The following is an 11,912-nucleotide window of genomic DNA, read 5'->3' on the forward strand; positions in this document are numbered from 1 at the left end:
CAGCCGGTCCGGGCCTGCCTGCGGCGGGCCCGGGGTCCGTGCCGTCACGGCCGACCGAGGACGGCGCACCCGGGCCCGGTGCGGGCGGGGTCGGGGCCGTGCTGGAGGCGGCGGAGAGGGCGTCGGCCAGGGCGCCCATCTCGACGTGGACCACCGCCACCGGCTTCGCCGGCGCCGTGGCCGACGCCGCGCGGAGCGCCTCGGCAAGAACCTCGCCGTCGCCCGATTCGGTGACGCCGTTCTCCCCGACCCACGGGATCGCCGTGACGATCACCGCGTCGCACGCGTCGTCCACCAGTGCCTGCGCGAGCGCGGCGCGGAAGTCGGCGGGCGTGGCCGCCGTCGTGAGGTCGCGCGGCGGAAGCGGGCGCAGCCCTTCCGTGAGACATGCGTCGTAGGCGAGCAGCCCGAGGGACTCCGAGTTGCCGAGGATCGCGACCCGCGGCCCTCTCGGCAGCGGCTGCCCGGCCAGCATGAGACCCGCGTCGACGAGTTCGGTGACGGTGTCCACGCGGATCACGCCCGCCTGGCTCAGCAGCGCACCGACGGTCGCGTCCGGAATACGGGTGAAGGGCACGGCGTGGCCGGGCGGCGCGCTGCCGCTGTGCCGCGCCCCCTTGACGACCACGACCGGCTTGACCGCGGCAGTGCGCCGTGCGAGGCGGGTGAACTTGCGCGGGTTGCCGATCGACTCCAGGTACATCAGGACGACGTCGGTGTCCGGGTCCTCGTGCCAGTACTGCAGGAAGTCGTTCCCGGACACGTCCGCCCGGTTCCCGGACGAGATGAAGGAGGAGACGCCCGCGCCGCGCCGGTGCAGTCCGGACAGCAGCGCGATGCCGATCGCGCCGGACTGGGTGAACAGGCCGATCCGTCCGGGCGCCGGGGCCTCGGGCGCGAGGGAGGCGTTGAGCCGGACGGCGTCCGAGGTACTGATGATCCCGAACGAGTTGGGCCCGATGATGCGCATACCGTACGAGCGCGCCTGCCGCACCAGTTCGCGTTGACGCTCCCGGCCGGCCGGACCGCTCTCCGCGTAGCCGGCGCTCAGCACGACGAGGCCCTGTACGCCGTGCCGGCCGCAGTCGGTGACGACCTCCGGCACCCGTTCGGCCGGGACGGCGACGACCGCCAGGTCGACGGGCTCACCGATGTCGCCGACCGAACGGACCGCCGGAACGCCGTCGATCTCGCTCCGCCCGGGCGGGAACGCGCGGTTCACCGCGTACACCCGGCCCCTGAAGCCCGCGCCCAGCAGGTTGCGCAGCGCGGTGCGGCCGACGCCGCCGGGCAGCCGGCCGGCTCCGACGACGGCGACGGAACCCGGGGCGAGCAGCCGCTGGACCGAGCGTGCCTCGGCGCGCTGTTCACGGCCGCGCTGCACGGCGACGGACGCCTCCGTCGGTTCGAGGTCGAGGGTCAGATGGACGGACCCGTCCTCGAAGCTGCGCCGCTGGGTGTATCCGGCATCCCGGAACACCTTGATCATCTTGGAGTTGGCCGGCAGCACCTCCGCGGCGAACCGCCGGATGCCGCGTTCCCTGGCGACCGCCGCGATGTGTTCGAGCAGGGCGGACGCGACGCCGCGCCCCTGATGGGCGTCCTGGACGAGGAAGGCCACCTCGGCCTCGTCGGCGGGGGCGCTCGCGGGGCGGCCCCGTGCGTCGATCCGGTCGTAGCGGACGGTGGCGATGAACTCGCCGCCGACCGTGACCGCGAGCCCGACCCGGTCCACGTAGTCGTGGTGGGTGAAGCGGTGGACGTCCTTGTCGGACAGCCGCGGGTAGGGGGCGAAGAAGCGGTAGTACTTCGACTCGTCGGAGACCTGCTCGTAGAAACTGACCAGCCGGTCGGCGTCCTCGGTCGTGATGGGCCTGATCCGGGCGGTGCCGCCGTCGCGCAGCACCACGTCTGCTTCCCAGTGAGCCGGGTAGGCGTGCTCCCGCGAGGTCTGCATGGTGCAAAGCCTACGGCGCGGCACAGCGGTAGCGGGGCAGGTTGCCTGCGGGCAGTCTGAGGAGGCCGCACGGGCGGTCCGTCACCCCCGCCGGACCGGTCGGGGGAGCACGCCGGAACCCATGAGAGACTGGTCTAGACAACCGCTAAGACTTGAAGGGCATCACCATGGCTGAGCGCCGCGTCAATGTCGGCTGGGCCGAGGGCCTTCACGCCCGCCCCGCGTCCATCTTCGTCCGTGCCGCGACGGCTGCCGGCGTCCCCGTGACGATCGCCAAGGCCGACGGCAACCCGGTCAACGCCGCCTCCATGCTCGCCGTGCTCGGCCTGGGCGCACAGGGCGGCGAAGAGATCGTCCTCGCTTCCGACGCGGACGGCGCCGAGGCCGCCCTGGACCGTCTGGCGAAGCTGGTGGCCGAGGGGCTCGACGAGCTCCCCGAGACGGTCTGAGCGGAGGGGCCGCACGGTCCGGCCCCTCGCACGACACGACCGCGGTGCCCCGGTCCGGGGGTACCGCGGTTTCGTCCTACCGGAAACTGCCACGCGTTTTCGCGGGCACACGAATTCCCGGACGACGCCGGGAAAAGAGTAGCCATAAAAGAAAAAGAGGCCGACAACGCAGCACTTCTTTTGTATACGCCTTCTGTTAATTCCGGCCGCTCGTGGTGTTTACGGCATGTTGCGAAGTCCTCACGCGCACGGTGCGCCGCAGCCGGTGCGCCCCGGCGGAGCGCTCCGCGTGCAGCGCCGTCAGCGCCCGCGCCCGCTCCGCGTCGCCGCGGGCCACGGCATCGACGATCGCGCCACGCTCGGCCCACGCCTCGACCGGCGCGGCCGACTGCTCCACCGCGTACATCCAGGCGATCTTGTGCCGCAGCTGGGTGAGCAGCGCGGTCAGCCCGGGGCTGCCGCAGGACTGGGCCAGCGTCTCGTGGAACCAGTTGCCCAGCGAGCGCAGGTCTTCGCCCTGTCCCCGGCGCGCCCTCTGCTGCCCCAGCCTGACCAGGCCGCGCAGCACTTTGAGATGCGCCTCTGTGCGGCGCTGCGCGGCGCGTGCCGCCCCCAGCGGCTCCAGCAGCATGCGGATCTCCAGGAGGTCGGCGGCCTCCTGTTCCGTGGGCTCCGCGACGCATGCGCCGGCGTGCCGCCGGGTGACGACGAACCCCTCCGACTCCAGCGTGCGCAGCGCTTCGCGCACCGGGACCCGGGAGACCCCGTAGCGGCGGGCGAGCTGCTCCTCGGTGAGCCGGCTGCCGCGCTCGAAGACACCGGAGACGATGTCGTCGCGGATCGCCGTGCATACCGAGTGCGCGGGAATACGCATGACCGAACCTCCGCCTTGATCCGAGCGAAACGCAGCCGTTCGACGTGTCTTCCCGTGACTCTATTGCAATGTGCGCCGTTTTCCGATGGCGGCCGGGAAACCATGGAAATCTCTTGGTGCACACGCAGATGACGGAATGGCGGAAACGGCACGGAATACGCCGAAGGCCCCCGGCGCGGTGCCAGGGGCCCTGCGAGCGGATGCGACGGTCCGGCCGGACGGACGGGCCGGGCCCCTCCGGCAGAACGCCGGGCCGGGCCCCTCCGGCAGATCCGGCAGAACGAACGGACCGGGTCCGCACCGGCAGAACGGACGGGCCGGACCCGCGCCGGCCTTGCCCCGAGGTCAGACGGCGACGCCGTGCGAGCGCAGATAGGCGACGGGGTCGATGTCCGAGCCGTACTCGGCCGTGGTCCGCGCCTCGAAGTGCAGATGCGGTCCGGTCGAGTTGCCGGTCGAGCCCGACAGGCCGATCTGCCGGCCGGGGGTGACCTGCTGGCCGACGACGACGTCGATGGACGCCAGGTGGCCGTACTGGGTGTAGGTGCCGTCGTTCATCCGGATCACGACGTTGTTGCCGTACGCGCCGGCCCAGCCGGCCTCCACGACGGTTCCCGAGCCCACCGCCACGACGGAGCTGCCCGACGGGGCGCGGAAGTCGACGCCGGAATGGGAGCCGGAGGACCACAGGGCGCCGCCGGCCTTGTAGCCGGTGGTCACGAAGGAGCCGGCGATGGGGAGTTGGAAGGAGTTCAGCCGCCTGCGCTCGGCCTCACGGGCGGCGCGCTCCTCGGCCTCACGGGCCTCCTCGGCGCGCGCCTCGGCCTTGCGCTTCGCCTCCGCCGCGGCCTTCTCCCGCGCACGGGCGTTGGCGGCGGCCTCCTCGGCCTCCCTCTTCTGGGCGGCGGCCTGGTCTGCTATCTCGTCGGCGAGCGACCCCATGGTGACGATCCGGGTGAGGCCGGTGTCCTCGGCGGAGGAGGTGTCGGCGGTGGCGGCGAGGGCCGGGGAGGCGAAGGTTCCGACGACGCCGGTGGTGGCGAGTGCGGCGGCGCCGGCCAGGTTCGCGCTCCTGCGCGTCAGACGGCTCGGGGCACGATGCTTCCCGGTGGCACGGGTGAACGCCATGAAGAGGCTGGTCCTTTCCTTCCTTCTCGCCTACCGGGTTAGCTGACGGGTTCGGAGCAGGAAGGTCTCCTACGGGCGCCTCCGCTCGGGCGAAGGTGTCCGATTCACCCCAGGGACGATTGGGTCCCCGGCTCCCCAGGCTCGCGCCTGACGGGGACTCGGCGATGGCTGCCCGATGTCGCGGGCGCGACGATCTCCAGGCGGACAGCCGGACCGACGCTAGGCATCTCATCCGTCGATCACCAAACGGACAGCCTGTTTTGTAGCGCATGCCACAGGGCAGACAGGCAATCTCTCCAACAAAGCGGACATACGACGGAACCCCGACAAAAGAACCGAAGCCGGGGTTCCGCTTGTTGGCACCTGCCACAGGGTCCGCCGTTTTCGGCCTTCTGTCCGATCGGCGGCTTCCGTTCAGCCCGTGACAACCGTCACTTCACCGATGCCGAGCGCCTTGACGGGCTCGGCGATCTGCGACGCGTCGCCGACGAGTACCGTGACCAGCCGGTCCACCGGGAAGGCGTTGACGACGGCCGCGGTCGCCTCCACCGTGCCGGTCTCCGCCATCCGCGAGTACAACCGGGCCTGGTAGTCGTCCGGCAGGTGCTGCTCGACCTGGTCGGCCAGAGTCGCCGCGACGGAGGCCGCCGTCTCGTACTTCAGCGGGGCCACGCCCACCAGGTTCTGCACGGCGACGTCGCGTTCGGTGTCGGTGAGGCCCTCGGCCGCCAGCGTACGGAGCACCTTCCACAGGTCCTCGAGCGCGGGGCCGGTGTTGGGCGTGTCCACGGAGCCGCTGATGGCGAGCATGGCCGCACCGGAGCCGTCCGGCGCCGAGAGCAGCACCTGGCCGAAGGCCCGTACGCCGTAGGTGTAGCCCTTCTCCTCGCGCAGCACCCGGTCGAGGCGGGAGGTGAGGGTGCCGCCGAGGCAGTACGTGCCCAGCACCCGGGCGGGCCAGACACGGTCGTGGCGGTCGGCTCCGACCCGGCCGATGAGCACCTGCGTCTGCACGGCTCCGGGACGGTCCACGACGACCACCCGGCCGGTGTCGTCGGCGCTGATCGCGGGCACGGGGTGCCGGTCGGCCTTGTCGCCCGTCCAGCTGCCGAGCGAGTCGCCGAGCACGGCGTCCAGGTCGACGCCGGTGAGGTCGCCGACGATCACGGCGGTCGCGGTCGCGGGGCGCACATGGGCCTCGAAGAAGGAGCGCACGGCCGCGGCGTCGATCCGGGACACCGTCTCCTCGGTGCCCTGGCGGGGTCGCGAGACGCGCAGCGCGGCCGGGAAGAGCTCCTTGGAGAGCTGCTTGGCGGCGCGGCGGCCCGGGTTGGCCGTCTCGTGCGGGATCTCGTCGAGGCGGTTGCGGACCAGCCGCTCGACCTCGCCGGCCTCGAAGGCGGGCGCCCGCAGTGCCTCGGCGAGCAGGCCGAGTGCCTTGGGGAGCCGGGAGACCGGGACCTCCAGCGACACCCGCACGCCGGGGTGGTCGGCGTGGGCGTCCATGGTGGCGCCGCAGCGCTCCAGTTCAGCCGCGAAGTCCTCCGCGGAGTGCTTGTCGGTGCCCTCCGACAAGGCCCGCGCCATGATCGTGGCGACACCGTCGAGGCCCTCGGGCTCGGCGTCCAGCGGGGCGTCGAGGCAGACCTCGACGGCCACCACCTGCTGGCCGGGCCGGTGGCAGCGCAGCACCGTCAGGCCGTTGTCCAGCGTGCCGCGCTCGGGGGCCGGGAAGGCCCAGGGCCGGGCGGTGCCCGGAGTCGGCTGCGGGTGGAGGTCCATGGTCACGGCAGCGTCGCTCACTGGTCCGTCCCTTCGTGCTCGTGTCCGTCGGCCGCTTCGGTCTCTTCCGCGGCGACCGGTTCGTAGACCAGCACCGCCCTGTTCTCGGGGTGCAGACGCGCCTCGGCGACCGCCCGCACCTCCTCCGCGGTGATGTCGAGCACCCGCCGGACGGCGGTCAGCGCCAGCTGCGGATCGCCGAACAGCACCGCGTAGCGGCAGAGTTCGTCGGCTCGGCCCGCGACCGTGCCGAGCCGGTCCAGCCACTCGCGCTCCAGCTGGGCCTGTGCCCGCTCCATCTCCCCCGCCGTGGGGCCCTCGGCCGCGAAGCGCGCCAGCTCCTCGTCGACGGCGGCCTCGATCTGCGGGACCTCGACGCCGCCGGAGGTCTTGACGTCCAGCCATCCCATCGACGGGGCACCGGCCAGCCGCAGCAGGCCGAACCCGGCCGCGACGGCGGTCCGGTCGCGGCGTACCAGGCGGTTGTGGAGCCGGGAGGACTCCCCGCCGCCGAGGACGGTCAGCGCCAGGTCGACGGCGTCGCACTCGCGGGTGCCGTCGTGCGGCAGGCGGTAGGCGGCCATCAGGGCGCGGGCCGGAACCTCCTCGACGACCTCCTCGCGCAGCTGGGCACCGATGTTGTCCGGCAGGGTGCCGTCACGGGGCGGCTGCTTGCCGTCGTGGGAGGGGATGGACCCGAAGTACTTCTCGATCCAGGCGAGCGTCTGCTCGGGGTCGATGTCGCCGACGACCGACAGCACCGCGTTGTTCGGCGCGTAGTACGTACGGAAGAAGGCACGGGCGTCCTCGAGGGTCGCCGCGTCCAGGTCGGCCATCGAGCCGATCGGGGTGTGGTGGTAGGGGTGGCCCTGCGGAAAGACGAGGGCGGTCAGCCTCTCGAACGCAGTGCCGTACGGCACGTTGTCGTACCTCTGGCGGCGCTCGTTCTTGACGACGTCGCGCTGGTTCTCCATCGACTCGTCGTCGAGGGCGGCCAGGAGCGAGCCCATCCGGTCGGCCTCGAGCCAGAGCGCCAGCTCCAGCTGGTGGGTGGGCATCGTCTCGAAGTAGTTGGTCCGCTCGAAGCTGGTGGTGCCGTTCAGCGAACCGCCGGCTCCCTGGACGAGCTCGAAGTGGCCGTTCCCCTTCACCTGGGCCGAGCCCTGGAACATCAAGTGCTCGAAGAGGTGGGCGAGTCCTGTACGGCCCTTGACCTCGTGGCGCGAACCGACGTCGTACCAGAGGCAGACCGCGGCGACCGGGGTCAGGTGGTCCTCGGAGAGCACCACGCGCAGGCCGTTGGCCAGGCGGTGCTCGGTCGCTGTCAGGCCGCCGGAACCGGCCTGCGCTGTGGCCGTGTGACCCATGGGCATGTACGTCCCTTCGATCGCGAAAACGTGAAAGTGCTGCCAGACCTGCCACTGTATGCAAGCGTGCCGACACCTGGCGAAGTTCCCGGGCCCGGTCCCCGCGTTCTTCCCCCGCCGGAGCGGCGCGTTCCACCCCGGACGCGGTGCGGAACACGGGTCGCGGTCGGCGTTGTCGGCGGGACGGTCCACAATGGTCCGCGTCAGATGCCCACCTGGTACGTGAAGGAGCAGCAGCCGCGATGGCCCGCCGCAGCACGAAGACCCCACCGCCGGACGACTTCGAGGAGAGGATCCTCGACATCGACGTGGTGGACGAAATGCAGGGCTCCTTCCTCGAGTACGCGTACTCGGTGATCTACTCCCGGGCCCTGCCGGACGCACGCGACGGCATGAAGCCGGTCCACCGCCGCATCGTCTACCAGATGAACGAGATGGGGCTGCGTCCCGACCGCGGCTACGTGAAGTGCGCCCGTGTCGTCGGCGAGGTCATGGGCAAGCTCCACCCGCACGGAGACGCGTCGATCTACGACGCGCTCGTGCGCATGGCGCAGCCGTTCTCCATGCGCCTGCCGCTGGTCGACGGCCACGGCAACTTCGGCTCGCTGGGCAACGACGACCCGCCCGCCGCCATGCGGTACACCGAGTGCCGGATGGCCGACGCCACCGGCCTGATGACCGAGTCGATCGACGAGGACACGGTCGACTTCCAGTCCAACTACGACGGCCAGGAGCGCGAGCCCGTCGCACTGCCCGCCGCCTATCCGAACCTGCTGGTCAACGGCGCGTCCGGGATCGCGGTCGGCATGGCGACCAACATGCCTCCGCACAATCTGGGCGAGGTCGTCGCCGCGGCGCGCCACCTCATCCGGCACCCCGGCGCGGACCTCGAGACCCTGATGCGCCATGTGCCGGGCCCGGATCTGCCGACCGGCGGCCGCATCGTCGGCCTGAACGGCATCAGGGACGCCTACGAGTCCGGCCGCGGTTCGTTCAAGATCCGCGCCACGGTGTCCGTGGAGAACGTCACCGCGCGGCGCAAGGGCCTGGTCGTCACGGAACTGCCCTTCACGGTCGGCCCGGAGAAGGTCATCGCCAAGATCAAGGACCTGGTCGGGGCGAAGAAGGTCCAGGGCATCGCGGACGTCAAGGACCTCACCGACCGTGCGCACGGCCTGCGCCTGGTCATCGAGATCAAGAACGGCTTCATCCCGGAGGCGGTGCTGGAGCAGCTGTACAAGCTGACTCCGATGGAGGAGTCCTTCGGCATCAACAACGTGGCGCTGGTCGACGGGCAGCCGCTCACGCTCGGACTGAAGGAACTGCTCGAGGTCTATCTCGACCACCGCTTCGAGGTCGTCCGGCGGCGCAGCGAGTTCCGGCGCACCAAGCGCCGTGACCGGCTGCACCTGGTCGAGGGGCTGCTCGTCGCCCTCATCGACATCGACGAGGTCATCCGGATCATCCGGTCCAGCGAGAACTCGGCCCAGGCGAAGGAGCGGCTGATCGAGCGCTTCTCCCTGAGCGAGGTCCAGACCCAGTACATCCTCGACACCCCGCTGCGCCGGCTCACCAAGTTCGACCGGATCGAGCTGGAGAGTGAGCGCGACCGGCTCAACGGCGAGATCGACGAGCTGACCGGCATCCTCGAGTCGGACGCCGAACTGCGCAAGCTGGTCTCCTCCGAACTGGCCGCGGTGGCGAAGAAGTTCGGCACCCCGCGGCGCACGGTCCTGCTGGAGTCCGCGGGGACGCCCGCGCCGGCGGCCTCGCTCCAGGTGGCGGACGACCCGTGCCGGGTGCTGCTCTCCTCCACCGGCCTGCTCGCGCGTACGGCCACGGGCGAGCCGCTCGATGAAGGCCGGACCAGACGCACCAAGCACGATGTGATCGTCTCGGCGGTGCTCACGACCCAGCGCGGCGAGGTGGGCGCGGTGACGTCGGCCGGGCGCCTGCTGCGGCTTTCCGTGATCGACCTGCCGCAGCTGCCGGACACGGCCTCCGCTCCCAGCCTCGCCGGCGGTGCACCGGTCGCGGAGTTCCTGTCGCTGGAGGCCGACGAGACGATCGTCTGCCTCACCACGCTCGACGAGTCGTCACCGGGGCTCGCGATCGGCACCCTGCAGGGCGTGGTCAAGCGCGTGGTGCCCGACTATCCCTCCAACAAGGAGGAACTGGAGGTCATCACGCTCAAGGAGGGCGACCGGATCGTCGGTGCCGTCGAGCTGCACACCGGCGAGGAGGACCTGGTCTTCATCACCTCGGACGCGCAGCTCCTGCGCTATCCGGCCGCACAGGTACGCCCGCAGGGCCGGCCGGCAGGCGGTATGACCGGCATCAAGCTGGCGGAAGGCGCGGAGGTCGTCTCGTTCACCGCGGTGGACCCGGCCGGGGACGCGGTCGTGTTCACCGTGGCGGGCTCGCACGGCACGCTGGACGACTCGATCGCGACGGCGAAGCTGACGCCGTTCGACCAGTACCCCCGCAAGGGGCGGGCCACCGGCGGGGTGCGCTGCCAGCGCTTCCTCAAGGGCGAGGACGTGCTGGTCCTGGCCTGGGCGGGCGCGGCGCCGGCCCGCGCGGCGCAGAAGAACGGCTCCCCGGCCGAGCTCCCGGAGATCGACCCGCGCCGCGACGGCTCCGGCACGCCTCTGACGTCGCCGGTCGCGGTGCTCGCGGGCCCGGCGAGCTAGAAGACTGCTGAAGATCTTGTCAAGGGCTGTCCGGCCGTAGGCCGGACAGCCCTTCTTGCTTATGCGGTGGCCGGGGTGAGGTGCCAGTTGCCGTTGGCCCTGGTGAGTCCGAGGTTGATCAGTCGGCGGAGGTTGAGGGCGGCGGCGCGGTGGTGGAGCCAGATGTTGTTGGAGATGACGCCCCGGTGGGGAACCCGGCGGTTTCCCTTGGCGACCAGCCAGGCGATGGCGCGTTCGACTGGTGGCCGCCATCTGCGGTATTCGGCCTGCCAGACGGGGTCGGTGGCCGCCTGGTGGCGGGCGGCGGTGAGCAGTTCGTGCTGGGGGTGGACGTCGAGGGTGCGCCCGGTCTTGGAGGTGGTGCAGCGTCCCCGCAGGGGGCAGTCGGCGCAGAGGCGCTTGAAATGGGCGGTGCGGGCGCCGTCCACTTTGACCTGTCCGAGGCCGGCGGTGTGTCCGGCCGGGCAGGTCGCGGTGCCGGCCGCCGTATCGATGTGGAAGTCGTCGATGGTGAAGCCGCCAGGGATGGCCTGCCGCAGCGGTGGCGGCTTGATGACCAGGGTGTGGCCGTCGGCCTGCAGACGTGCGCGCAGGTCGCCGGTGCCGTAGGCGGAGTCACCGGGCACGGTCAACTCCTGGCCCTCGTCCTCGTCGGCCAGCAGATCGCAGGCGACGGCGGCCTCGTGGTTGTCGGGGCCGTAGCCGCCGGTCAACGCCACGGCGGTGAACAGGCCGGTCTCCGGCTCGAAGGACGCGTGCCCTTTGAAGCCGTCCTGGTGGCGGGTGCGGTTCTTGTGGATGTGCCGTACGTCGGGATCGACGGTGGACACGGTCCGGTCCGCCACCGTGCGCTTGGCGATGCGCCAGCGGCCGTCGCGCCCGTCGGAGTCCTCGGCCGGCTCCACGTCCTGGCCCGCGACCAGGGCCAGCAGGCCCACCGCGTTCGCCGCCCGCTCGCCCAGTTCCTGTTCGGGCAGGTGTCCGAGCAGGTTGATCGCGTCGGTGACCAGCGCGTCGACCAGCGCGGCGCGCGCTTGCTCGTCGTCCCAGGCGATCCTCGGCTTGCCCGGATCGGTGTAGTCGTGCGCACGGCACCACTGCTGCGCGGTCTCCCCGGCGCCGGGGACCTCGTGGATCACCCGGCGAATCGCGGAGATGATCTGGGTGACGGTGTCCTGGGTGGCCACCGCGTCATCAAGGACGGTGGAGTCCAGCGCCCGCCGCTGCTTGCCCTTGAGTACCCCGGTCGCGGCCACGACCTCCTTGACCTTGGTGAAGATCCGCATCGGATCGGCCGAGTGACGCAGCCGGCGCCGGAAGTACGTCAGCAGCGACGGGTGGAAAGCGGTGTCGTACAGGCCGAGCCCGCAGGCGGCCTTCCACCGCAGGTCACACCGCAGCTCCTGGACCGTCTCGAAGTCCGACAGCCCGTGCAGGCTCTGCAGCACCACGGTCGCGGCCAGCACCTGCGGCGGCAGACTCGGACGGCCGTTGGACGAGGGGTACATGTCCGCGAACATCCCTGGCGGGAACAGCACCTCGCGAAGCTCGGCGAGGAACGCGAACACGCTCCCCGCCGGGATCAACTCCCGGCAGGTCTCCCACACATCCGGCCCGACCGGCTCCCCGGCCCACTCCCCCTGCATGCCTACAAGACTGGCC

General features: G+C 71.4%; 8 protein-coding genes and 1 riboswitch. Of the genes, 2 read left to right on the forward strand and 6 right to left on the reverse strand.

Translation table 11 applies throughout. The features are described 5' to 3' along the window. Nucleotides 1-1,957, reverse strand: a 1,957-nt coding sequence (locus tag AB0903_RS18205) for a GNAT family N-acetyltransferase (RefSeq protein ID WP_366703896.1), incomplete at its 3' end; no start/stop codon positions are given. Nucleotides 1,958-2,124: 167 nt separating this feature from the next. Between AB0903_RS18205 and AB0903_RS18210 the strand changes: the two genes are divergently transcribed. Next, nucleotides 2,125-2,406: an HPr family phosphocarrier protein gene (locus AB0903_RS18210; protein WP_005310999.1), complete on the forward strand. Its 282-nt coding sequence runs from the start codon at nucleotides 2,125-2,127 to the stop codon at nucleotides 2,404-2,406. Nucleotides 2,407-2,602: 196 nt separating this feature from the next. On the opposite strand, the gene AB0903_RS18215 is transcribed toward AB0903_RS18210, so the two are convergent. From AB0903_RS18215 to AB0903_RS18230, 4 genes are all read right to left on the reverse strand, one after another. Next, nucleotides 2,603-3,280, reverse strand: coding sequence for a GntR family transcriptional regulator (locus AB0903_RS18215; RefSeq protein ID WP_366703898.1), 678 nt, complete (start codon nucleotides 3,278-3,280; stop codon nucleotides 2,603-2,605). A 345-nt stretch (nucleotides 3,281-3,625) separates the two neighbouring features. Further along, nucleotides 3,626-4,408, reverse strand: coding sequence for a M23 family metallopeptidase (locus AB0903_RS18220; protein WP_366703900.1), 783 nt, complete (start codon nucleotides 4,406-4,408; stop codon nucleotides 3,626-3,628). 12 nt (nucleotides 4,409-4,420) lie between these two features. Continuing rightward, a riboswitch (cyclic di-AMP (ydaO/yuaA leader) is annotated at nucleotides 4,421-4,582 on the reverse strand. A gap of 240 nt (nucleotides 4,583-4,822) precedes the next feature. Continuing rightward, complete coding sequence (locus AB0903_RS18225; RefSeq protein ID WP_366704036.1) at nucleotides 4,823-6,190, reverse strand: pitrilysin family protein; 1,368 nt, start codon at nucleotides 6,188-6,190, stop codon at nucleotides 4,823-4,825. Between the two features lie 17 nt (nucleotides 6,191-6,207). Further along, entirely contained in the window at nucleotides 6,208-7,557 is a 1,350-nt protein-coding gene (locus AB0903_RS18230) for a pitrilysin family protein (RefSeq protein WP_366704038.1), read from the reverse strand. 242 nt (nucleotides 7,558-7,799) lie between these two features. Here AB0903_RS18230 and AB0903_RS18235 point away from each other — a divergent pair, with 242 nt between their 5' ends. Further along, nucleotides 7,800-10,250, forward strand: coding sequence for a DNA topoisomerase IV subunit A (locus AB0903_RS18235; RefSeq protein ID WP_366703902.1), 2,451 nt, complete (start codon nucleotides 7,800-7,802; stop codon nucleotides 10,248-10,250). A 59-nt stretch (nucleotides 10,251-10,309) separates the two neighbouring features. On the opposite strand, the gene AB0903_RS18240 is transcribed toward AB0903_RS18235, so the two are convergent. Then, nucleotides 10,310-11,896 (reverse strand): IS1182 family transposase, encoded by a 1,587-nt coding sequence (locus AB0903_RS18240; RefSeq protein WP_366703904.1) that lies wholly within the window; start codon nucleotides 11,894-11,896, stop codon nucleotides 10,310-10,312. Between the last annotated feature and the right edge of the window lie 16 nt (nucleotides 11,897-11,912).

The organism is Streptomyces sp. NPDC048389, from assembly GCF_040706335.1.
In the GTDB taxonomy this organism is placed as follows: Bacteria; Actinomycetota; Actinomycetes; order Streptomycetales; family Streptomycetaceae; genus Streptomyces.

Coding starts and splice junctions, on each gene's coding strand:
- AB0903_RS18210 (WP_005310999.1), top strand. CDS start 2,125: ATGGCTGAGCGCCGCGTCAATGTCGGCTGGGCCGAGGGCCTTCACGCC.
- AB0903_RS18215 (WP_366703898.1), bottom strand. CDS start 3,280: ATGCGTATTCCCGCGCACTCGGTATGCACGGCGATCCGCGACGACATC.
- AB0903_RS18220 (WP_366703900.1), bottom strand. CDS start 4,408: ATGGCGTTCACCCGTGCCACCGGGAAGCATCGTGCCCCGAGCCGTCTG.
- AB0903_RS18225 (WP_366704036.1), bottom strand. CDS start 6,190: ATGGACCTCCACCCGCAGCCGACTCCGGGCACCGCCCGGCCCTGGGCC.
- AB0903_RS18230 (WP_366704038.1), bottom strand. CDS start 7,557: ATGGGTCACACGGCCACAGCGCAGGCCGGTTCCGGCGGCCTGACAGCG.
- AB0903_RS18235 (WP_366703902.1), top strand. CDS start 7,800: ATGGCCCGCCGCAGCACGAAGACCCCACCGCCGGACGACTTCGAGGAG.
- AB0903_RS18240 (WP_366703904.1), bottom strand. CDS start 11,896: ATGCAGGGGGAGTGGGCCGGGGAGCCGGTCGGGCCGGATGTGTGGGAG.